The 21,924-nt window shown below is 65.0% G+C and carries 26 protein-coding genes; 15 read left to right on the top strand and 11 right to left on the bottom strand.

All coding sequences use genetic code 11. The annotated features are described in order from the left end of the window. The 3 genes from ACVWY6_RS03445 to ACVWY6_RS03455 all read right to left on the bottom strand — a co-directional run bounded on the left by ACVWY6_RS03445 (position 1) and on the right by ACVWY6_RS03455 (position 1,770). Complete coding sequence (locus tag ACVWY6_RS03445; RefSeq protein ID WP_457536181.1) at positions 1-519, bottom strand: VOC family protein; 519 nt, start codon at positions 517-519, stop codon at positions 1-3. A gap of 1 nt (position 520) precedes the next feature. After that, positions 521-1,060: a DUF4190 domain-containing protein gene (locus ACVWY6_RS03450; protein ID WP_457536182.1), complete on the bottom strand. Its 540-nt coding sequence runs from the start codon at positions 1,058-1,060 to the stop codon at positions 521-523. 185 nt (positions 1,061-1,245) lie between these two features. Next, positions 1,246-1,770, bottom strand: a complete 525-nt coding sequence (locus tag ACVWY6_RS03455) for a DUF4878 domain-containing protein (RefSeq protein ID WP_457536184.1) — start codon at positions 1,768-1,770, stop codon at positions 1,246-1,248. 329 nt (positions 1,771-2,099) lie between these two features. On the opposite strand from ACVWY6_RS03455, the gene ACVWY6_RS03460 reads away from it, so the two are divergent. From ACVWY6_RS03460 to ACVWY6_RS03480, 5 genes are all read left to right on the top strand, one after another. Then, complete coding sequence (locus tag ACVWY6_RS03460; protein ID WP_457536185.1) at positions 2,100-2,390, top strand: response regulator transcription factor; 291 nt, start codon at positions 2,100-2,102, stop codon at positions 2,388-2,390. Between the two features lie 174 nt (positions 2,391-2,564). After that, positions 2,565-2,933 carry a 50S ribosomal protein L14 gene (rplN, locus tag ACVWY6_RS03465; protein ID WP_023955972.1) on the top strand — a complete coding sequence of 123 codons (369 nt, stop codon included), beginning with the start codon at positions 2,565-2,567 and terminating at the stop codon, positions 2,931-2,933. 1 nt (position 2,934) lies between these two features. Further along, on the top strand, positions 2,935-3,249 hold the full coding sequence (rplX, locus tag ACVWY6_RS03470) for a 50S ribosomal protein L24 (protein ID WP_023955970.1): 315 nt from the start codon (positions 2,935-2,937) through the stop codon (positions 3,247-3,249). Between the two features lies 1 nt (position 3,250). Next, positions 3,251-3,829 carry a 50S ribosomal protein L5 gene (gene rplE / locus ACVWY6_RS03475; RefSeq protein WP_023955968.1) on the top strand — a complete coding sequence of 193 codons (579 nt, stop codon included), beginning with the start codon at positions 3,251-3,253 and terminating at the stop codon, positions 3,827-3,829. 1 nt (position 3,830) lies between these two features. After that, the gene (locus ACVWY6_RS03480) at positions 3,831-4,016 is read left to right on the top strand and encodes a type Z 30S ribosomal protein S14 (RefSeq protein WP_023955966.1); all 186 of its coding nucleotides are present in this window, start codon (positions 3,831-3,833) and stop codon (positions 4,014-4,016) included. Positions 4,017-4,106: 90 nt separating this feature from the next. On the opposite strand, the gene ACVWY6_RS03485 is transcribed toward ACVWY6_RS03480, so the two are convergent. Beyond that, complete coding sequence (locus ACVWY6_RS03485) at positions 4,107-4,715, bottom strand: DUF4262 domain-containing protein (protein WP_457536188.1); 609 nt, start codon at positions 4,713-4,715, stop codon at positions 4,107-4,109. Positions 4,716-4,829: 114 nt separating this feature from the next. Between ACVWY6_RS03485 and ACVWY6_RS03490 the strand changes: the two genes are divergently transcribed. Further along, positions 4,830-5,747 (top strand): hypothetical protein, encoded by a 918-nt coding sequence (locus tag ACVWY6_RS03490; protein WP_457536189.1) that lies wholly within the window; start codon positions 4,830-4,832, stop codon positions 5,745-5,747. 11 nt (positions 5,748-5,758) lie between these two features. On the opposite strand, the gene ACVWY6_RS03495 is transcribed toward ACVWY6_RS03490, so the two are convergent. After that, entirely contained in the window at positions 5,759-7,153 is a 1,395-nt protein-coding gene (locus tag ACVWY6_RS03495) for an AIM24 family protein (RefSeq protein WP_457536190.1), read from the bottom strand. A 444-nt stretch (positions 7,154-7,597) separates the two neighbouring features. Between ACVWY6_RS03495 and rpsH the strand changes: the two genes are divergently transcribed. The 9 genes from rpsH (at position 7,598) to map (ending at position 13,153) form a co-directional block, all read left to right on the top strand. Then, positions 7,598-7,996: a 30S ribosomal protein S8 gene (gene rpsH / locus ACVWY6_RS03500; protein ID WP_023955959.1), complete on the top strand. Its 399-nt coding sequence runs from the start codon at positions 7,598-7,600 to the stop codon at positions 7,994-7,996. Between the two features lie 12 nt (positions 7,997-8,008). Beyond that, positions 8,009-8,545: a 50S ribosomal protein L6 gene (gene rplF / locus ACVWY6_RS03505; RefSeq protein ID WP_023955957.1), complete on the top strand. Its 537-nt coding sequence runs from the start codon at positions 8,009-8,011 to the stop codon at positions 8,543-8,545. Position 8,546: 1 nt separating this feature from the next. Beyond that, on the top strand, positions 8,547-8,948 hold the full coding sequence (gene rplR / locus ACVWY6_RS03510; protein ID WP_030164684.1) for a 50S ribosomal protein L18: 402 nt from the start codon (positions 8,547-8,549) through the stop codon (positions 8,946-8,948). A gap of 37 nt (positions 8,949-8,985) precedes the next feature. After that, a complete protein-coding gene (gene rpsE, locus ACVWY6_RS03515) occupies positions 8,986-9,654 on the top strand; it encodes a 30S ribosomal protein S5 (RefSeq protein WP_023955953.1) in 669 nt (222 codons plus the stop codon). A gap of 4 nt (positions 9,655-9,658) precedes the next feature. Beyond that, positions 9,659-9,838, top strand: coding sequence for a 50S ribosomal protein L30 (gene rpmD, locus ACVWY6_RS03520; protein ID WP_023955951.1), 180 nt, complete (start codon positions 9,659-9,661; stop codon positions 9,836-9,838). 4 nt (positions 9,839-9,842) lie between these two features. Then, positions 9,843-10,283 carry a 50S ribosomal protein L15 gene (rplO, locus tag ACVWY6_RS03525; RefSeq protein WP_023955949.1) on the top strand — a complete coding sequence of 147 codons (441 nt, stop codon included), beginning with the start codon at positions 9,843-9,845 and terminating at the stop codon, positions 10,281-10,283. Positions 10,284-10,470: 187 nt separating this feature from the next. After that, positions 10,471-11,796, top strand: a complete 1,326-nt coding sequence (secY, locus tag ACVWY6_RS03530) for a preprotein translocase subunit SecY (RefSeq protein ID WP_023955947.1) — start codon at positions 10,471-10,473, stop codon at positions 11,794-11,796. Next, entirely contained in the window at positions 11,793-12,338 is a 546-nt protein-coding gene (locus tag ACVWY6_RS03535) for an adenylate kinase (RefSeq protein WP_023955945.1), read from the top strand. The genes secY and ACVWY6_RS03535 overlap by 4 nt, the downstream gene beginning before the upstream one ends. A gap of 23 nt (positions 12,339-12,361) precedes the next feature. After that, positions 12,362-13,153, top strand: a complete 792-nt coding sequence (gene map / locus ACVWY6_RS03540; RefSeq protein ID WP_023955943.1) for a type I methionyl aminopeptidase — start codon at positions 12,362-12,364, stop codon at positions 13,151-13,153. A 69-nt stretch (positions 13,154-13,222) separates the two neighbouring features. Here the strand turns inward: map and dtd are convergent, their stop codons facing one another. From dtd to ACVWY6_RS03570, 6 genes are all read right to left on the bottom strand, one after another. Next, a complete protein-coding gene (dtd, locus tag ACVWY6_RS03545; RefSeq protein ID WP_457536194.1) occupies positions 13,223-13,660 on the bottom strand; it encodes a D-aminoacyl-tRNA deacylase in 438 nt (145 codons plus the stop codon). Between the two features lie 26 nt (positions 13,661-13,686). After that, complete coding sequence (locus ACVWY6_RS03550; RefSeq protein WP_457536196.1) at positions 13,687-15,945, bottom strand: molybdopterin-dependent oxidoreductase; 2,259 nt, start codon at positions 15,943-15,945, stop codon at positions 13,687-13,689. Between the two features lie 73 nt (positions 15,946-16,018). After that, positions 16,019-17,056, bottom strand: coding sequence for a LacI family DNA-binding transcriptional regulator (locus tag ACVWY6_RS03555; protein WP_457536198.1), 1,038 nt, complete (start codon positions 17,054-17,056; stop codon positions 16,019-16,021). A gap of 75 nt (positions 17,057-17,131) precedes the next feature. Further along, the gene (locus ACVWY6_RS03560; protein WP_457536199.1) at positions 17,132-18,391 is read right to left on the bottom strand and encodes an alpha-hydroxy acid oxidase; all 1,260 of its coding nucleotides are present in this window, start codon (positions 18,389-18,391) and stop codon (positions 17,132-17,134) included. A 2-nt stretch (positions 18,392-18,393) separates the two neighbouring features. After that, on the bottom strand, positions 18,394-19,854 hold the full coding sequence (locus ACVWY6_RS03565; protein WP_457536200.1) for a rhamnulokinase: 1,461 nt from the start codon (positions 19,852-19,854) through the stop codon (positions 18,394-18,396). Continuing rightward, complete coding sequence (locus ACVWY6_RS03570) at positions 19,851-21,923, bottom strand: bifunctional aldolase/short-chain dehydrogenase (protein WP_457536202.1); 2,073 nt, start codon at positions 21,921-21,923, stop codon at positions 19,851-19,853. Before ACVWY6_RS03570 ends, ACVWY6_RS03565 begins: the two co-directional genes overlap by 4 nt. Position 21,924: the final 1 nt, after the last annotated feature.

Consider the following 21,924-nt stretch of genomic DNA (forward strand, 5'->3'; position numbering starts at 1 on the left):
TCAGTCGCCGGAACGTTGCCACGGATTGGTGTGGCCGTCGGGGATCAGCCCGTCGAACATCGCACGCATGTCGTCAGACAGTTTCATCAGTTCGACGTAGGACCCGATCGGACCGCCTCCGATATAGGCGAACTCCATCCCGACGCCTTCGAACACACCGTCCTGGAGGATCTGTGTGCCCGCAGTCTCAAGGTCGGCGATGGCCGCGTCGAAATCTTCTGGGAGCCAGGCGATGTGGTGGAGGCCGGGCCCGTGCGCATCGAGGAATTCGGTGTAGAGGTTCACTCCTGAGACGGGCTGGATCAATTCGAGCTGCTGGCCGCCGGCGTATCCCAGCGATACATGGATCGAGTAGTCGGCGGGCGCGCCGCGGTAGGAGCATGCGTCTGGGCCGAATGCCACGTCCGGGATGCGCAACCACGATCGGACGCCGTAGCGGTCGGTGAACTCCTTTTCGGCGGCGTCGATGTCGGCCACAACCCACGCGACCTGAAAGATCGGCCCGTCGGCAACGTTCACCTCAGGAACCGATCGCCAGCGCGAGTGCCATGAAGAGCATGAGGACAAAAGACGTCATGAGGCCGCCGATGGCAATGCCTGTCCATGCCTGGGCCTCGCCTGTCTCCCCGGTGTTCTTCATCTGACCCAAGCCGATAAAGCCCATGATCACCGCTGCGGGGGCGAGCAGCGCTCCGAGACAGATGAACGTGGCGGGTACGGAGATGAGGGCGCAGATCATGGCCGCGTTGGCCATGGAGTTCGTCCGGGGGCGGGCAGTTGCATACGGGTTGACCGGGTACGCGTGGAGACCGGGTGAACCGCCCGGATACGTCAGCGGCGGATAGGCGCCGAGGTACGGGGGGTACGCGGGGTCGAGGCTCGCGAGGGGATCTCGGAATCCACCCGATCCTTCGGGGTCGTACGACGGCCAGTGGCCGGATGACCAGTGGGGAGACGACCAGGGCTCGGTGGCGATGGGCTCGGTGCTGTGCGTTCGACCGGCGGGCGTGGGCTTGGTGAGGTCAGGCCGTTGACGATCGGGTTCCTGGCCTTGTGTCATCGGTGCGCTCCGCTCGTTCGGCTGTCCATCGCCTTCTCGTGCCAGCTTATGCGTCGCCTACCGGGAGCCGGCGAGATCAGTGGCGCATTCGGCGGTCACGGCGGTCGCTGAGACGACGAAGCGCGGTGCCCGGACACCGAAGTGGCCCGGCACCGCGCATCGGTTCCGATCAGGTTGCGGTTGCGTCAGCCGCCGTGCGTGGACCCCATGGAGGCGAGGTCGGCGATGGACGATCCCGCGAGCTTCCAGGTTCCGTCGGTGTAGACGTAGTCGATGGGCATGGCCACCGGCTGCGGGGTGTGCGGGCTCGCCACCTCGACGTTCGCGGTGGCCTTGTTCTCGCCGTTCACCGTCACCGTGGTGACCGTGAACTTGTCCGGGGTGTAACCGGCGGTGGTGAAGCCGCGCGACAATCCCGTCAGCTGTGCGCCGATGGACGGATCCGTCGAGTCGACCAGCTTCGCCGAGTCGGCAGGCGCGGTCTCGGGCGTGAGGACCGTGCGCAAGATCTCCTGTGCGGTGGAGCTCTCGAGGGTCGACCCCGACTCGGTGGCCGTGCCGGACGTGTCCGCAGAGTTCTGGGATGTCGCCGAGGCCGAGGCCGTGGTCGAGGATGCGGATTCGGACTCGCTGTCGTCGCTGCACGCGGCGACTCCGAAGACGGTCAGGCCGACCAGGGCGATGCCGGCGACACTCTTGCGAAAGTTCATATGCACTCCTAGAACCGATTAAGTAAGCCAACACTAACCCAGGTGCGTCCGACCTGTCCGACGAGGTCAGGTGCCCAGCCCGGCGGTTTTTGATGCCTCGGGCTGCGGTACGGGTTCTTCATCGGCGCGTTCGATCCGGGCCGTGTCGCTGGCTAGTGACCTTTGCGAAAGATGTTGTGATTGAGCCTTTTACGGCCGCACCCGTTAGATTTGCGGTGCCGATCGCCATTCGAGGAGGGGGTCGCGGTCGGCGCAGTGCACCCACGCAGCGGGTTGTCGTCGACACGGCGTGCGCTGCGACGGTCATCACGAAAGGGGGAGCGGGATCCATGACAGTCGAGGATGTGCATCCGGGGCGCACTCCCGGCGCGGGGGGTCAGACGGATTCGGGGGGCGTACCCACCCTCTCTCCGCGGGAGGTGGAGGTGCTCCTGGCCTGGTTCGCCGCCGACTCCAAAGTCGAGGCGGCAGCATCGCTGTTCATCACGCCGGCCACCGTCAGCACCCACATCACCCGGATCCGGGGCAAATACGACCTTGTCGGTCGGCCGGCCCGTACAAAAGCACAGCTGCTCGCGCGGGCCATCCAAGACGGGTACACGCACCTCGACGACTGGTGAAACCCGACGTCAGTGTTGTGTCCCGGGCTCATCTTGCAGCAATTTGGTTTCCACCTGCTGGTTCTCTACACTTGAGCGGTTGCCTGGGCACAGTTGTGCCCTGGCGGCGAGACCGCGTGCGTCGGGTCGGAAATTCGGCGTGCAAGAAGTAAACCAGGTCAAGGAGACTACAAAGTGATCCAGCAGGAGTCACGCCTGCGGGTCGCCGACAACACGGGTGCCAAGGAAATCTTGTGCATTCGCGTGCTCGGAGGCTCGTCACGGCGCTACGCCGGCATCGGTGACGTCATCGTCGCCACTGTCAAAGACGCCATCCCCGGCGGAAACGTCAAGCGGGGAGAGGTTGTCAAAGCGGTCATCGTGCGCACCACCAAGGAGCGCCGCCGTCCGGACGGTTCGTACATCCGTTTCGACGAGAATGCCGCCGTCATCATCAAGAACGAAAGCGATCCTCGCGGAACCCGCATCTTCGGCCCGGTCGGCCGTGAGCTGCGTGAGAAGAAGTTCATGAAGATCGTCTCGCTGGCTCCGGAGGTGCTCTGACATGAAGATCCACAAGGGCGACACCGTGATCGTCGTCTCCGGTAAGGACAAGGGCGCCAAGGGCAAGGTCATCGAGTCCTACCCGCAGCGCAGCCGCATCCTCGTCGAAGGCGTCAACCGCATCAAGAAGCACACCTCGGCCTCGCAGAACGAGCGCGGCGCATCCTCGGGCGGCATCGTCACCCAGGAAGCCCCCATTCACGTGTCGAACGTGATGGTCGTCGATTCCGACGGCACCCCGACGCGCATCGGCTACCGCACCGACGACAACGGCAAGCGCGTGCGCATTTCCCGCAAGAACGGGAAGGACATCTGACATGAGCACAACTGAGAAGATCCAGCCGCGACTGAAGCTTCGCTACCGCGAAGAGATCAAAGACGCGCTGAACAAAGAGTTCGCCTACGACAACGTCATGCAGATCCCCGGCGTCGTCAAGGTCGTGGTCAACATGGGTGTCGGCGACGCCGCCCGTGACGCCAAGCTGATCAACGGCGCCATCAAGGACCTGGAACTGATCACCGGTCAGAAGCCAGAAGTTCGTCGGGCCCGCAAGTCGATCGCACAGTTCAAGCTGCGTGAAGGCATGCCCATCGGCGCCCGCGTCACCCTGCGTGGCGACCGCATGTGGGAGTTCCTCGACCGCCTCGTGTCGATCGCACTTCCGCGTATCCGTGACTTCCGCGGCCTGAGCGATCGCCAGTTCGACGGCAACGGCAACTACACCTTCGGTCTCAACGAGCAGTCGATGTTCCACGAGATCAACATCGACAACATCGACCGTCCGCGTGGCATGGACATCACCGTCGTCACCACCGCGACCAACGATGACGAAGGTCGGGCACTGCTGCGTCAGCTCGGCTTCCCGTTCAAAGACCCCAACGTGAAGGACAACTGACATGGCAAAAAAGGCTCTGGTCAACAAGGCCAACAAGAAGCCCAAGTTCGCCGTGCGTGGCTACACCCGCTGCAACCGTTGCGGTCGCCCGCACTCGGTGTTCCGCAAGTTCGGTCTGTGCCGAATCTGCTTGCGCGAGATGGCACACGCGGGCGAGCTGCCCGGCGTGCAGAAGAGCAGCTGGTGATCTGGTAGCCACCAGGCTCACCGTCAGGCTTTGACGAAAGGCGCTCCACCTTCGGGTGGGGCGCCTTTCGCGTCGGTGGGGAGCGCGTGGTCAAGGTCTGTTCTTGCGTCGCTGTGTGTGACGTCGCTGGGCTCGGTTCGGTCCGGTGTGTGGGGTGATGACTCGCGGGCCCCGCGGTCGGGTGTCATCGCTCGGCAGGACACCCTTGAATAGCTGATGTTCGGGACGCAGAGCGTAACCCTCCTCCCACGGGTGCTGCCCATACTCGTCCGGCCAAACGACTTGCAGCGCAGGCGAATCGGGGAACAGTTCGTTTGTGATGATGAGATCGTCCTTGTCGATCAGCTCGATGAGGCGGACAGGGACATCGATCGATTGCAGTGGCACGTCGACCCTCTGGTCGACGATGTCGGTCCACTCGTATCGGTGGAGCACGTTGCCGAGCTCGTTGAGAACCGAACCGCTTGTCCTGGCGTCGAGCCCGTACACGACGAGTTCGGGTAGTGAATGCAGGCCGAGGCCGGTTGTGTAGGCGAACGAGCAGTCGGGCGGCTCGCACTCGGGTGAGTTGCACTCGCACTCTTCGCTCACGGCTGTGACGGCCCAGCCGTGGGCGCGGATCCTCGAAATGGTGGCGTTCACTCGCGGATCGCGGTGCCAGCGTGGAAGTCCTCGGATGGCTGCGGCGTGGTCGGACATGTTCGCTCCTTCGTTCGGTTGCGACCACTAGAGCAGTGGGGTCGGACAAGTCACCACGATCGGCCCGCTGCGTGGCCGCCAAGGGAAATATGCCCTTCACTGCAGGCCAGGGGGATGATCCTGGTGCGGCTGGGGCCGTCCACATTGCTGGTGCGTCTGATCGCCATGGAGATCGGTGTCTACAGTCGTCCGGAGCTGCAGCAGCAGGGGCTGGACGGGTGGCAACTGCGCACACAGGTTCGCGACGGTTCGCTGATCAGGCTGCGCACCGGCTGGTACGCAACGGAGACGGCCGATGCCGTTGTTGTCGAGGCGGTTCGAAGCGGCGGAGCGCTCAGCTGTGTGTCGGCCCTACGACACCACGGACTGTGGGTGCCTCCGGGTTATGACCGCGTTCACGTGCGGGCCAGTAAACACAACAAAGCGCACGGCACCCGGTCGTGTCAGGGTCATGGGCGGCCGATGCCGGTCACCCGCGCGGTCGACCCGATTCCGGTGGCGCTCGACTGCGCCGCCCGGTGTATGGGTGCCGAGGACTGGATTGTCGTCTGCGACTCGGCGCTGAACTCGGGCGGCCTGACGATCGCCGGGCTCAGATCGGCGATGGGCGCTGTGACACAACGAGTTTCGGACCTGATGGACAAGTGCGAACCAGAATCTCAGTCGGGGACCGAATCGATCACGCGCCTGCGGCTTCGTGCGGCGGGGTTCACCGTGGTCGTGCAACCGGTGATCGTCGGGGTCGGCCGAGTCGACATGCGGGTGGGTCGGCTGCTCATCGAGTGCGACAGCCAGAGCCACCACACCAGCCTGGAGAACTACCGCAACGATCGTCGTCGCGACCGAAACGCTCTGCTGGACAAGTGGCTGACCCTGCGGATCACCTATGACGACGTCCTGTACGGCTGGGAGGAGGTCCTCGCCGACATCCGGTCCATCACCCGGACCGACCGCCACCGCATTCGCACTACGATCGTCCCCGTCAGTGGTGGCGAAAGGTTATCTGCCCTCGGTGACCGTGCTGCGGGATGAAGGTGGTGGGATCAGCGGCCGAGTAGTCCGCCGAGCCCGCCCTGGACACCCGATTGCTGTCCACCGCCGGTCCCGCCGATGAGTCCACCCGGCGGCATCTCGGACGGCTGAACGACCACAAAGCCGTGGCCGCTGAACGCGAGCGTGAATCTCTCGCCGGTGCTGCGTCCCATCAGGGTTCCGAGGTTGAAGGAATCGTTGCGCTTGACGCTGGTCTGCAAGCTCGACGACCACGCGACAGCGGCATTCGGGTCGGCATAGGTCTGCTGATCGACGGTCAGCACCACCGGGTTGCCGTCGGTGGTGATGGCAATCCGACCGCGGCCGGTGAAGACGCAGTTGAACAGACCGGCATTGCTCTGTGCGGCTGCGCCCTGCATCCGTTTGACGTCATAGCTCAACGTGGAGTCGAAGGCGAGGACGTTGGCGCCGTTGATCGTCAGGCCGTCGGTCCCGTCGAGGTCGATCAGATGGACGTCGCTGGCGGCATCGGCAAGGAACAGATCGCCGCGTCCGGTGACCTTCATCAGCGGGACACCCTCGCCGGTGAGGGTGTTGCGGATGGCCCGGCCGATACCCCCGGATCCGAGGGCCTCGAACTTCAGGTCGCCCTGGTAGGCAACCATCGACCCGGATCGGGCCATCACCTCGCCGTTCATGCCGACCCGGCACATCTTGCTGCCCTGCTTCTGGATTCCGGTGCCCGACACCTCGGCATGTGCCGGCGCGAAAAGGTCACTGTTCATGGCGTGGACTCCCTGGTTCTGGGGTGATGGCGAGTTCGTCGGCTGTGACACCGGCTGCGCCGGGGCGTACGACGATGCAGCCGGGGGCTGTGCGGGCGGGGTGGGCTGCCCGGCCGGTGGCCAGGGCATGGGGTCGGGCGCGGGGGGAGTGGTCACCGGATCGTCGTCGACCTGGATACCGAAGGCTTTCGCGAGTCCGGCGAGTCCGTCGTCGTACCCCTGGCCGACGGCCCGGACCTTCCATGCATCGCCGCGCCGGTACACCTCCATGCACACCACCGCGGCTTCGGTGGTCAGACGTGCCGGGGTGAACGACACGGACGGCACACCTGCACCATCGCGCAGTTCGGCACGCAGCGTTCCCGCGGTGGCGAAGGTGGTCGGACCGTTGCCGTCGAGACTGGCGGTGATGGCGATCGTCTCGATGTCGGCCGGCACCCGTCCGGTGTCGATGCTGATGACGTCGGACGCGCCGGCGTCGCGGTAGCCGACACCGGGTCCCGACGCCTGGTTGTAGAAGATCAGATCGTCGTCCGAACGCACCCGGCCATCGCGGCCCAGCATGACCGCCGACGTGTTCACCGGAGATGCGCAGGTCACCGACACGCTGATCTGCGGCGACGGGATCGCGGTGTTCTCTCCTGGAGCGAGTTCTCTCATGGTGTGTGCCATTGTTCCAGGTACGTGCTCGGCGCAGCCGCGACCGACGGATTCACACTGGAATCGTGAGGGTGCCGACCGCGCAGGAGAAGGCCGAAGATTTGGCCTGAGCAGCGCCGTTCCCTACACTAGAACGGTTGCCTCGGCTGACCCGTGCCTTCGGTCGGTCAGAAACACCCAGGTGACCACTTTTTCTTGGCTTCCGGCTTTGAAAACTCCCGAGTGCATCCGTGCATTCGGGGGAGCACTACCCCCGACTGGCTTGCCAGTCGGACTGAACTGCCCTGACCGGCAACGGTCGGTCAGGGACACGTAACTCACTTCGTAGTAGGCCCACGATGTGACGTGCAAGGCCCGCGACGGCCAGGCGATCGCCTGGAGGTCAACGGAACCGGTATGCGCATGCTGCATGGGAACCGCCGCGAGAAAGGTTGACGGTCTGATATGACCATGACTGATCCGATCGCAGACTTCTTGACCCGTCTGCGCAACGCCAATTCGGCGTTTCACGATGAGGTGAGCCTGCCGCATTCGAAGATCAAGGCCAACATCGCCGAGATCCTCAAGCGCGAGGGCTACATCACGGACTACCGCAGCGAAGATGCCGAGGTCGGCAAGAACCTCGTTGTCACGCTGAAGTACGGCCCCACCCGCGAGCGGAGCATCGCCGGCCTCCGGCGCGTCTCCAAGCCGGGTCTGCGCGTGTACGCGAAGTCCACCAATTTGCCAAAGGTGCTCGGCGGCCTGGGCGTGGCGATCATCTCCACTTCCTCGGGTCTGCTGACCGACCGCCAAGCCGCCAACCAGGGCGTGGGCGGCGAAGTCCTCGCGTACGTCTGGTAAGGGGCAAAACTAATGTCGCGTATTGGAAAGAACCCGGTCGCAATCCCGGCCGGAGTAGACGTGAAGATCGACGGCCAGACCGTCAACGTCAAGGGCCCCAAGGGGCAACTGTCAGTTGACATCTCGGAGCCGATCAGTGTCGCAGTCGAAGATGGCACCGTTGTGGTGACCCGTCCCAACGACGAGCGACGGAACCGTGCACTGCACGGCCTGAGCCGCAGCCTGGTGGCCAACCTGGTCACCGGTGTCACCGAGGGCTACACGCGCAAGATGGAAATCTTCGGTGTCGGTTACCGCGTGGCGCTCAAGGGCAGCGACCTCGAGTTCGCGCTCGGTTACAGCCACCCGGTGCCCATCAAGGCGCCCGAGGGCATCACCTTCGCGGTGGAATCGCCCACCAAATTCTCGGTTTCGGGAATCGACAAGCAACAAGTCGGACAGATCTCGGCGAACATCCGCCGCCTGCGCCGTCCGGACCCCTACAAGGGCAAGGGCGTTCGCTTCGAGGGTGAGCAGATCCGTCGCAAGGTCGGAAAGACGGGTAAGTGACATGAGTGAAACTGTGAAGACCAAGCGTCTGCCCCTGGGCAAGGACGTGTCCACCCGTCGTCGTGTCTCCAACGCCCGCCGGCACTTCCGGCTGCGCAAGAAGATCAGCGGCACTCCCGAACGGCCGCGGCTCGTGGTGAAGCGCTCCTCGCGCCACATCCACGTGCAGCTGGTCGACGACCTCGCCGGCAACACCGTGGCCGCAGCCTCGACCATCGAGGCCGACGTCCGCAGTGCCGGTGGCGACAAGTCGGCACAGAGCAAGAAGGTCGGTGAACTGATCGCCGCCCGCGCCAAGGCTGCCGGTGTGCAGGCCGTGGTGTTCGACCACGGTGGCCACGGCTACCACGGTCGTATCGCTGCTCTGGCGGATGCCGCCCGCGAGGGAGGGCTCGAGTTCTGATGATTGATACGAATACTTGCAACGGAAGGACCATCTGATGCCGGGACGTCAGCGTCGTGACGGCGGTACCGGAAGCGGACCCGCCGGAAGTACCAGCAATGACCCCAACGCCAACAACGCGGGCGGCGACCGCCGCGGTGGCGGCGGCAACCGTGACCGTCGCGACAACCAGCGCGGTGGCGGCCGGGAAGACAAGAACCAGCTCGAGCGCGTCGTAGCCATCAACCGCGTCTCCAAGGTGGTCAAGGGTGGACGTCGGTTCTCCTTCACCGCTCTGGTGGTCGTCGGTGACGGCAACGGCCTGGTCGGTGTCGGTTACGGCAAGGCCAAGGAAGTTCCCGCGGCGATCCAGAAGGGTGTCGAAGAGGCTCGTAAGAACTTCTTCCGCGTCCCGATGATCGGCGCGACCATCACCCACCCGGTTCAGGGTGAGGCTGCGGCCGGAGTCGTGATGCTCCGTCCGGCCAGCCCCGGTACCGGTGTGATCGCCGGTGGCGCGGTGCGTGCCGTGCTCGAGTGCGCGGGTGTCCACGACATCCTCGGCAAGAGCCTGGGCAGCGACAACGCCATCAACGTCGTGCACGCAACCGTGGCAGCGCTCAAGCTGCTGCAGCGTCCCGAAGAGGTGGCTGCACGTCGTGGCCTGCCTATCGAAGACGTCGCACCGGCCGGTATGTTGCGAGCCCGAGCAGGACAGGGAGCGTAGTGAAATGGCAGAACTGAAGATCACCCAGGTGAAGAGCACCATCGGTTCCAAGCGCAACCAGCGTGACAGCCTGCGGACCCTCGGACTCCGGGGCATCCGCAAGACCGTCACCCGCGAGGACAATGCCCAGAACCGCGGCCTGATCAATGCGGTCCGGCACCTCGTGACCGTCGAAGAGGTTTAGTTCCATGACAATCAAACTGCATCATCTGCGGCCCGCCCCCGGGTCGAAGACAGAGAAGACCCGCCTGGGTCGCGGTGAAGGTTCCAAGGGTAAGACCTCGGGACGTGGCACCAAGGGCACCAAGGCACGCAAGAACGTGCCTGCCCGCTTCGAGGGCGGGCAGATGCCCATCCACATGCGGCTGCCCAAGCTCAAGGGTTTCAAGAACCGCAACCGGGTCGAGTACCAGGTTGTCAACATCGGTGACATCGCCCGGCTGTTCCCCGAAGGGGGCACCGTGGGTGTCGACGAGTTGGTCGCCAAGGGTGCCGTTCGCAAGAACGAGCTGGTGAAGGTTCTCGGCGAGGGCGAATTGTCGGTGGCCGTGCAGGTCTCCGCCAACAAGTTCTCGTCGTCCGCGAGCGAGAAGATCGCTGCTGCGGGCGGGTCCACGACTGTCCTGTAGGGCAGACGTCGATCACCCACCACCCAGGACTCGCTACAGTGGCGGGCGGCGCGTTTGCAACTGCGCGCGCCGCTCGCCACTTCAGTGGTCGCACGCCGGATCCCCGGCGCGTGACTGTTAGAGTCCAAGAGTTGTTTGTAGCCCGGTGCAACGCTGCTGCCGGAGCGACATTGCCCAGGAGGAGTTAGTGCGTTCCGCCGTCATATCGGCCTTCAGGACACCCGACCTGAGGCGGAAGATTCTCTTCGTACTGGGAATCATCATTCTTTATCGTCTCGGCGCGACCATTCCGTCGCCCGGCGTGGACTACAAGCAGGTTCAGCAGTGTCTGGACGCGGCGTCTCAGGGCGACTCGGCCGGCATCTACTCCCTGATCAACATGTTCTCCGGTGGAGCCCTGCTCCAGCTGTCGGTGTTCGCCATCGGCATCATGCCGTTCATCACCGCCAGCATCATCGTTCAGCTGTTGACCGTGGTGATCCCACGTTTCGAGCAGCTGCGTAAAGAGGGACAGTCCGGCCAGGCGAAGATGACGCAGTACACGCGGTATCTGACACTCGCCCTGGCCCTGTTGCAGTCCACCGGCATCGTCGCTCTCGCCGACCGTGGCGATCTGCTCCCCGAGTGTGAGAACGGTGATCAGATCCTTCGGGATCAATCGATCTTCGGGCTGTTCATCATCGTCCTCGTGATGACTGCGGGCGCGCTCGTGGTGATGTGGTTCGGTGAATTGATCACCGAGCGTGGCATCGGCAACGGTATGTCGCTGATGATCTTCGCTGGTATCGCCGCCCGTATCCCGTCCGAGGGCAAGACCATCCTCGACACCCGTGGTGGCCTGGTCTTCTTCTTGGTGTTGCTGGCCGCTCTGGCCATCGTCGCCGGCGTGGTGTTCATCGAACAGGGGCAGCGCCGTATCCCGGTGCAATATGCCAAGCGGATGGTCGGCCGCAAGATGTACGGCGGTTCGTCCACCTACCTCCCGTTGAAGGTGAACCAGGCAGGCGTCATCCCCGTCATCTTCGCGTCGTCCTTGCTGTACCTGCCGAACCTGATCCTCCAGCTGACGCAGAGTTCCACCGAGGAACCCTCGTGGTGGCAGCGTCAGATCCAGACGTACCTCGTGGACCCGAGCAATCCGGTCTACATCCTCGTCTACTTCTTGATGATCATCTTCTTCACGTACTTCTATGTCGCGATCACGTTCAACCCACAAGAGCGTGCGGACGAGATGAAGAAGTACGGCGGCTTCATCCCGGGCATCCGCCCGGGTCAGCCGACGGCGGACTACCTCGGCTACGTGTTGAGCCGAATCACTCTGCCCGGCTCCATCTATCTCGGCACCATCGCCGTGTTGCCCAACCTCTTCCTGGAGATCGGCAATTCGGGATCGGTGCAGAACATCCCGTTTGGCGGCACCGCGGTGCTGATCATGGTCGGCGTCGGGTTGGACACCGTCAAACAGGTCAATTCGCAGCTCATGCAGCGCAAGTATGAAGGGTTTCTCAAGTGAGACTGGTGATTCTCGGCCCGCCCGGCGCCGGCAAGGGTACGCAGGCAGAACTCATCTCGGAAAGCCTGGGAATCCCGCACATCTCCACCGGAGACCTGTTCCGCGCCAACATCTCGCAGGGCACCCCGATCGGGCTCGAAGCGAAGAAGTATCTTGATGCCGGCAATCTGGTGCCGTCGGAGATCACGATCGACATGGTTCGCGCTCGCGTTGCCGAGCCGGATGCCGCCAAAGGTTTCATCCTCGACGGTTTCCCTCGTTCGACCGACCAGGCCGATGCGCTCACACACATCCTCGATGAGCTCGACACCAAGCTCGATGCGGTGCTGTCGTTCGGCGTCGACGAAGATGTTGTGGTCAAGCGGATGCTGGCTCGCGGACGTGCGGACGACACCGAAGAAGTGATCCGCAACCGTATGCAGGTCTACCTCACGGAGACGGCGCCGCTGCTCGAGTACTACGCCGACACGGTCAAGACCATCGACGCCATGGGCGACGTCAACGAGGTACACCAGCGCGTGTTGCGGGCCATCGGCGCCTGAGCATCTGAGAGTTGTAGGTTCTGATGGGGTTTCGTAGACCCAAGCCCGTTCCGTTCCGTTCGGCAGGCGAGGTGGATGCGATGGCCGCTGCCGGTGAGGTTGTCGGCCGCGCGCTGGTCGCCGTACGCGAAGCCGCCAAGGCAGGTGTCTCCACCCTGGAACTGGACGAGGTCGCCGAGACGGTGATCCGCGAGGCCGGGGCCGTCCCATCGTTCCTCGGCTACCACGGGTTCACCGGCTCTATCTGTTCGTCGGTCAACGACGTTGTGGTGCACGGCATCCCGTCCAAGGACGTGGTGCTCGCCGAGCATGACCTGGTGTCCATCGACTGTGGTGCGATTCTCGACGGCTGGCACGGTGACTCCGCGTGGACCTTCGGGGTCGGTGACCTGTCGGCGGCAGATCAGGACCTCAACGACGCGACCCGCCTGGCCATGGAGGCCGGTATCGCCGCGATGGTTGACGGCGGACGGCTCACCGACATCTCGCATGCGATCGAGACGGCCACCCGTGCTGCAGAGAAGACCTACGGCCGGACCTTCGGCATCGTCGACGGATACGGCGGTCACGGCATCGGACGCGAGATGCATCTGGACCCGTTCCTGCCGAATGAGGGCAAGGCGGGCCGGGGCCCGCAGCTGGTGATCGGATCCACGCTCGCGATCGAACCCATGCTCACCCTCGGCACGGTGGAAACCACCGTGCTCGACGACGGTTGGACCGTCATCACCAACGACGGCACCCGAGCCTCGCATTGGGAGCACACCGTTGTGGTCACCTCCGACGGTCCTCGCATCCTCACCGTCCGCCCGTAATCCCATAGTGGTGGGTTCGGGTGGGTAGACCTGCAGGTCAGGTTCACCGGAACCCACCAAAATCGGGTCTCAGACCTCCAACATGATGGTCACCGGGCCGTCGTTGACCAGGCTGACCTGCATGTGCGCCCCGAACCGGCCGGTCGCCACCTCGGCACCCGACGACCGCAGCGCTGTGACCACCTCGTCCACGAGTGGTTCTGCCACCGAACCCGGCGCTGCCGCATTCCACGACGGCCGACGTCCCTTGGCGGTGTTGGCGTACAGGGTGAACTGACTGATCACGAGAATCGGTGCGCCGAGGTCGGCAGCTGACTTCTCTCCGTCGAGAATCCGGAGCCGCCAGATCTTGTCGGCGAGGGTCCTGGCGTCGTCGGCGCCATCGGTGTGCGTCACCCCGATGAGCGCGACCAGGCCATGGCGACCATCGCCGGGTTCGATCCGGCCGACCACCTCACCTTCGACTTCGACCGACGCTTCGGTGACCCTCTGCAGAAGTGCTCTCACCCGGCCAACTTAGCGGGTACCCGGACCTACTCGCCGGAGGCGACCATGTCCGATGACGCGCTCAGCCGGTCGCGGATGGAGTCGGACGTGCGGTCGAGGGCGGCGACCTGGATCGGCACGCCGGTCATGTTGGCCATCCCTGCCAGGCGCTCGAGATCCTCGGGGTCCGAGGAGATGAGCTTGTTGACGTTGACCCCGCCGGTGCCGAGGTCGTTGCTCGCGGCGTCGTTCGCTCTGGTCCACCCGCCGTTCCCGTTGTGGCCCCAGCCGTGTGGGATGGCGACGACGCCCTGTTTGATGTCGTCCGTCAGCGTCACCGGAAGCGCGATCTGACCGTGCCGCGAGGCGACACTGATCAGCTCGCCCTCCGCGATTCCTCGGTCGGCGGCATCGGTGGGGTGCATGCGGGCCGCATGAGTCCTGCCGCCGCGCAACAACATCGGCGCGTTGTGCTGCCAGCTGTTCTCCGAACGGATCTCGCGCATGCCGATGAGCCGTAAAGGGTAGCCGGGGTCGGTATCACGCTCGAGGCGGTCGATCTCGGCGAGCAACTCGGGCGCGTCCAACCGGATCTTGCGCGATCGATGGGTGACGATCTTGCGCAGCTGGCCGGGCTCGAGATTGTCCGCGACTATCTTGCCGTGCGGGAACTTGTTGATCAGCTTCTCGAATGTGAGGCCACCGCGACGAAGACCGAAACGGTCACCGCCGATCCCTATCCGCACCACCAGATCGGAGAGCGTCGTCGGAGTCCACGGCTTGCCGACAAGATCGGCGAACTTGTTGAACAGGTGCAGCCCGCCCAACAGCGGTACCTGTTTGGCAAGCGACGCCACGAGCTCGTTGATGATCTCCCATTCTTCACGCGCTTCCCCACGAGGCGGGATGACGGCTTCGGTGGCCTGTTTGAACGGCGTGGTGAACAGGGCCTGGAAGGGGAGGAGGAAGTCGGACCGCTCGTACATCGTGGTGGTCGGCAGGATGTAGTCGGCGTGAGCGTTGGTCTCGTTCTGATAGAAGTCGAGGGACACCATCAACTCCAGGTCGCCGAGCGCCTTGGAGAGTTCGTCGCCGTTGGGCACCGACAGAACCGGATTGCCGGCGCTCACGAACAGGGCCTTGAGTTGTCCTTTGCCCGGGGTGAGCATCTCCTTGGCCATCACCGAGGCCGGAGCAGTGCCCAGAACCTGCGGCAGATCGCCGATCCTGCTGCGCCGTCCGTTCCACGCGAACCGCGAGACATGTTGCAGCGCTGACACTCCCAGGCGTTGTCCGGGGATGCCCAGATCGCCGAACATGGATCCGCCGGCGACGTCGAGGTTGCCGGCGACGAGGTTGACGATGTCGAGCAACGCGGTGGTGAGGGTGCCTGCGCGACCCAGCGACGTCCCGATCCGGCCATAGATCGCGGCGCGGTCGGTGACCACCAGGGTGCGGGCCAGCTCGCGCACGGTCTGGGGATCGATGCCCGTGCGATCGGCGGTCATCTCGGGAGCGAAACCGGCGGCCAGCTCTTTGATCGACTCGAGACCGGCGGATTGCTCGGCCAGCTGATCCTCGTCGGCGAGCTTCTCGGCGAACATGACGTGCAGGAGCGACAGGAGCAGCAGCGCGTCGGTATCCGGGACGATCGGCTGCCATTCGAACTCGCGGGCGGTCTCGGTGCGGCGAGGGTCGATCACCAATACGCGTCCACCGCGGTTCGTGATGGCCTGCAGGCTTTCCCGGATACGCGGTGAACTCATCACACTGCCGTGGGAGACAACGGGATTGGCGCCGATGATCACCAGGAATTGCACCCGGTTGATGTCGGGAATGGGTGCTGCAACCGGGGTGCCGTAGAGGAAGTGACTCGCCACGAATCGGTTGTTGACGTCTTGTGACCCGGCCGAGTAGACGTGCGGTGTGCCCAGCAGCGTCGTGAAGTTGGCCACCCAGAGTGTGTGGCCGGTGGAGAATGTTGCCGGATTGCCGAAATACCATCCGATGCTGCCGGCACCGTCACGGCGGTGGATCGCGCCGAGGCGAGAGGTGATGTCGGACATCGCGGTGTCCCAGGAAACCTCTTCGAACTCGCCGAACTCGTTCTTGCGCAAGGGGTGCAGAACGCGGTCGGGATCGTTGACGATCTCCGTGAAGGCTATGCCCTTGGGGCAGGCGAAGCCTTTGGACAACGGGTTCTGCTTGTCCGGCCGCAGCGAGAGCAGCTTCCCGTCCTCGACGGTGGCGATCATCCCGCAGAGCGGTTCGCAGATCCGGCAATAGGTGGTTTTCTCTTCTTTCACGCGCTGCCTCCTTGTGACCCCGTTCACATCTGACAACGAGTGTTTCACGATTGCGGGGCGTGCGCCAGCGGTGTCAGATGTCGATGGGCTGATCGTTCGGTGTCGCGCCCACGGTGGAGGCGCGGGCCACCAGCTCCGGCTGGAACAGGATGTGCTCGGGACCGGCGCCCGGAGCCCTGTCCGTCTCGGCGAGCAGGAGGTCCACGGCGTGGGTCCCGAGCTGGCCACTGGGCTGACGGATCGAGGAGAGAGGAACGACGGCGGACTGTGCGAAGTCGATGTCGTCGTACCCGATCAGCGCGATGTCTCCGGGAACCGACACGTCCCCGAGCATCGTCAGTGCTTGCAGTACGCCGATGGCCAACAGGTCGTTGGCGCAGAAGATGGCGTCGGGACGGTCGGTTGCCGGCCGCGAGCGGATGCTCTCGCCGGCAGCGCGGCCCGCGAGCACACTCAAGGCGCCCGTCGTGATGACCTCGAGCTGGGCGCCCTGGACCTCGTCGACTGCCTCGCGTGCACCGCGTAACCGGTCGGCGACCTGATGAAGTCCGGCCGGTCCGCCGATGAAGGCGATGCGCCGGCGACCGATGGCGCAGAGATGTTCGCAGGCGAGTCTTCCCCCGGCGACATCGTCGACTGCCACCGACGAAAACGGGCTCCCCTCGCCGCGACGGTCCACCAGGACCACCGGGGTCCCGCGTCGGTGGAGCTCGGCGAGACGGCTCAGGTCGTCCCCGGCGGGTGAGACCAGGACGCCGTAAACGCGTTGTTCGTCAAAGGTTTCGACGTATGCGCGTTCTCGTGCCGGGTCATCGTCGGAGGTCCCGAGGAGTACGGTGAGCCGGTTCTCGGCGGCCCTGCGTTCGGCCGCCCGCGCCAGGTCGGTGAAGAACGGGTTACCGACGTCGAGGACGATCAGCCCGACACACCGGGAGCGGCCCGCCTTGAGCTGACGGGCCGCATCGTTGCGGACGAACCCGAGGTCGGCGATGGCTCGATGGACCCGTTCGACGGTGGTCGGGGCGACCTTCTCCGGTGCGTTGAGGACGTTGGAGACCGTCCCGACGGACACCTCTGCCGCAGCGGCGACGTCGCGAACGCTCACCGCCATCGCTCACGCTCCTCTCGACGCCACCCAGGGGACCGCAGACCGGGTGATCGGTCGAACGGGTATCTGTCCGAAAGGCTATCGGGTCGTCTCCGGCGACGGGGCGTGTGCGGGCATCGGGGAGAGCCGCACGAGTTGGGTGACGTGCCCGGGATTGAGCTCTTCGAGACAGGTGACACCGAGAAGTCGCATGGTGCGTTCGATCTGCTCGGCGAGGATGTCGACGGCGCGGTTGACGCCGGCCTCGCCGCCCGCCATCAAGCCGTACAGGTATGCCCGGCCGATGAGGGTGAACCGGGCGCCGAGCGCAACTGCCGCCACGATGTCCGCGCCCGACATGATGCCGGTGTCGAGGATGATCTCGGTGTCGCGGCCCACCTCGGCTGCGACGTGGGGCAACAGGTGGAACGGGATCGGGGCCCGATCGAGTTGCCTGCCGCCGTGATTGGACAGCACCAGCCCGTCCACCCCCAGCTCGACGACGGCCTTGGCGTCGGCCACCGTCTGGATGCCTTTGACCACCAGCTTGCCGGGCCACTGGGCGCGAATCCAGGCCAGGTCGTCGAAGGTGACCGTGGGGTCGAACATCGTGTCCAGCAGTTCCGCGACCGTCCCCGACCATCGGTCCAGGGACGCGAAGGCCAGCGGTTCGGTGGTCAGGAAGTCGATCCACCATTGGGGGCGGGGCAGTGCGTTGATGACGGTGCCCGGTGTCAGGGCCGGCGGTATCGACATCCCGTTGCGCTTGTCCCGCAGGCGGGCCCCGGCGACCGGTACGTCCACCGTCACCAGCAGGGTGTCGTACCCGGCCTTGGCTGCGCGGTCGACAAGCGCCATCGAGCGCTCGCGTTCCTTCCACATGTACAGCTGAAACCAGTTGCGGCCGAGCGGGTTCGCGGCCTTCACATCCTCGATGGATGCAGTCCCCATCGTAGACAGCGAGAACGGGATGCCTGCGCGGGCGGCGGCGTGGGCACCGGCGATCTCGCCTTCGGTCTGCATCATCCGGGTGAAGCCGGTGGGTGCGATACCGAACGGCAGCTGCACCGGGCCGCCGAGCACGTCCCAGCCGGTGGAGACCTTGGACACGTCTCGCAGGATCGCCGGATGGAACTCGATGTCGGCGAAGGCCTGACGGGCCCGGGTGATGGACAGCTCCGCCTCGGCCGATCCATCCGTGTAGTCGAACGCCGCGCGCGGGGTCCGGCGTTTGGCGATGGCGCGCAGGTCCTCGATGGTCAACGCGGCCTCGAGACGTCGCTTCTTGCCGTTGAACTCCGGCTTCTTGAACTGCATCAAGGGGGCGAGGTCGTGGGGCTTGGGAATCTGCCGCTTCATCGTCATGCCTTTCTCAGAGCCGCTGGTCGCGGATCATACTGCTGTGGGGGGAAGGCCGCCGCGACCATCGCGCGAGCAGCGGCGAGATCGGCGCCGATCAGTTGTTGTGTGCGAGCCGAGATCAATACGTTGCCGATGGCGGTGGCCTCCACCGGACCGGCGAGCACCGGCAGGCCGAGCCGGTCGGCGGTCAGCTGGCACAGCAGACGGTTCTGCGCTCCACCGCCGACCACGTGCACGGTGCGTACCTCGGTTGCCGAGAGCTGCGCGGCCTGTTGCACGCGTTCGGCAAAAGCGGCGGCCAGACTCTCCAAGATGGCGCGCACCATCTCGGCATGCCCGTTCGGGGCCGGTAGGCCCCGCTGGGTGTACCAGCTCGAGATGCGCGAAGGCATGTCGCCAGGGGTCAGGAACTCGTCGGCGTCGGTGTCGAAGACCTGGGCCGGAGGTTGGGCGAAGGTGGCCCCGTCGATCAGGTCGGGGAGATCGATCACGGTGCCCTCGCGTTCCCATTGCCGTACCGATTCGCTGAGCAACCACAAACCCATGACGTTGCGCAGGAAGCGGATACGGCCGTCGGCACCGACCTCGTTGGTGAAGTTCGCCGAGCGGGCGGCCTGATCCACCACCCGGTGCGCCAGTTCCACACCGACCAGGCCCCACGTGCCGCAGGAGATGTAGGCGGCATCGTCGGGGTTCATCGGTACAGCGGCGACGGCCGATGCGGTGTCGTGGGATGCGACCGCGTTCACTGTCACACCCCCTGACAGACCCAGACCCGAACCGACCGACGGCAACACCTGCCCGAGTTCGCAACCGGGCTCGATCAGCGGACCGAACAGGTCTGTCGGGAAACCCAGGGTCGACATCAGGTCGTCGTCCCAGTACCCGTGGATTTCGAGCAGTCCGGTTGTCGAGGCGTTTGTGCGCTCGGTGCGCATCTGACCGGTCAGCCAGTATCCGATGAGGTCGGGGATGAGCAGTGCGTGGTCGGCCAACTCCAGGGTGCCGCACGCCTTCTCCGCGGCCAACTGGTACACGGTGTTGAACGGCAAGAACTGAAGGCCGTTGCGCGAGTAAAGGATCTCCGGCGACACGGCGTTGTGCACGATCTCGGTGCCGACGGACGATCGGTCGTCGCGGTAGTGGTAGGGCAGACCGAGCAGGCGTCCATCGCGGAGCAGTCCGTAGTCCACCGCCCACGAGTCGATCCCGATGCCCGTCAGGTCGGGCGCCCGCCTCGCGGCCAGTGCCAGCCCCTCTCGGATGTGCGCAAAGAGCCCGGGCACATCCCAGTGCAGGCCCGTCCGGGTCCCGTCCCAGATCGGTAGGGGCCCGTTGGCGAAGCGGGTGAGTTGCTCGATGCGCAGCTGTCCGCCACCGACCTCGGCGAGCATGACCCGGCCGCTGGTGGCGCCGAGATCCACCGCCACCAGCTGCCGTGTCGGCCCTGACCTCGTCATCGCAGGAAAGCCGCCGCCACACCGGCGTCGACCGGCAAGTGCAGGCCGGTCGTATGCGACATGTCGGCGCTGCACAGGACAAACGCCGCGTTGGCGATGTTCTCCGGCAGTACTTCACGTTTGAGCAAGGTGCGCTGCGCGTAGAACTCACCGAGCTCTTCCTCCGGCACTCCGTACACCGCAGCACGTTTGGCGCCCCATCCACTGGCAAAGATCCCCGAGCCGCGGACAACGCCATCCGGGTTGATGCCGTTCACCTTCACGCCGTGTTCGCCGAGCTCTGCCGCGAGCAGGCGAACCTGATGTGCCTGGTCGGCCTTGGTCGCCGAGTAGGCGATGTTGTTCGGGCCGGCGAACACCGAGTTCTTCGACGAGATGTAGAGGATGTCGCCGCCCATCTGCTGATCGATGAGGGCCTTGGCGGCCGCCTTCGACACCAGGAAGGAGCCACGGGCCATCACGTTGTGCTGCAGGTCCCAGTCTGCGGCAGTGGTGTCCAGCAACGACTTCGACAGTGAGAGGCCGGCATTGTTCACCACCAGGTCGATACCGCCGAAGGCCAGCACACACGCGTCGACCGCTGCTTGCACCTGCTCTTCGTCGGTGACGTCGGCACGGATACCGATTGCCACGTCGGACGAACCGATCTCCTCGGCGGCTGCCTGTGCCTTGTCGGCGTCGAGATCGGCGATCACCACGCAGGCACCCTCGGCGGCTAGACGCTGCGCGATGGCCTTGCCGATACCCGAAGCTGCCCCGGTGACAAGCGCGATGCGCGTCGCCAGTGGCTTCGGTTTCGGCATCCGGGCCAGTTTGGCCTCTTCCAGCGCCCAGTATTCGATCCTGAACTTCTCGGCTTCGTCGATCGGGCTGTAGTGCGAGATGGCCTCGGCGCCGCGCATCACGTTGATGGCGTTGAGGTAGAACTCGCCGGCCACTCGTGCGGTCTGCTTGTCCTTTCCGTAGCTGAACATCCCGACCCCGGGGATCAACACGATCGCCGGATCGGCACCGCGCATGGCAGGGGAGTCGGGTGTGGCGTGCCGCTCGTAGTAGGCCGTGTAGTCCTTGCGGTACGCGGCGTGGAGCTCCTTCAGTCGGGTGATGCAGTCGTCCACGGATGCGTCGGCAGGCAGATCGAGCACCATCGGCTTCACCTTGGTGCGCAGGAAGTGATCGGGGCAGGAGGTGCCGAGGGCTGCCAGCTGTGGATGCTCTGCAGCAGAAAGGAATTCGAGGACGGGATCGGTGTCCGTGAAGTGACCGACCTGAGGATTGTCGGTGCTCACCAGACCGCGCAGTGTCGGTGCCAGTGCCGCCGCCTTGGCCCGCCTCTCGTCGTCGGGCAGCGGCCCGAACCCACGCAGCGCCGGGCCGAAGGGCTGCGGTCGCCCGTTGCGGGCGATGTACTCTTCGGCCGCCCTGATGATCTCCAGCGAGTTCGCCTCGGCCTCCTCGGACGTCTCGCCCCACGCTGTGATGCCGTGTCCACCGAGGATGGTGCCGATGGCCTGCGGATTGCGGCGTTTGTGTTCGGCGATGTCGAGACCGAGCTGAAAACCCGGTCGCTGCCACGGGATCCAGATCACCCGGTCGCCGTAGATCTGCTTGGTGATGGCCTCACCGTCTGCAGCGGTGGCGATGGCGATCCCGGAGTCGGGATGCAGGTGGTCGACATGGGCGGCGTCGACCAGGCCGTGCATGGCGGTGTCGATCGACGGCGCCGCGCCACCGCGCCCGTGCAGCGTGTAGTCGAACGCCGCGACCATCTCGTCTTCGCGCTCGACACCGGGGTACACGTCGACCATGGACCGCAGTCGATCCAGGCGCAGAACGGCCAGGCCCTTCTCGGTCAGTGTGCCGAGGTCGCCGCCGGATCCCTTGACCCACATCAAGACGACGTCGGCGCCGGTGACAGGGTCGATGTCGGTGCCCTTGGCAGAGGTGTTGCCGCCGGCGTAGTTGGTGTTCTTGGGGTCGGAACCGAGTCGGTTCGACCGCTCGATCAGCGCGCTGACGGTGGGGTTGGTACTCGGGAGTGCCTGGGTTGTGGCTGCTTTGTCGGTCATT

The sequence above is a fragment of the Williamsia sp. R60 genome (assembly GCF_054063855.1).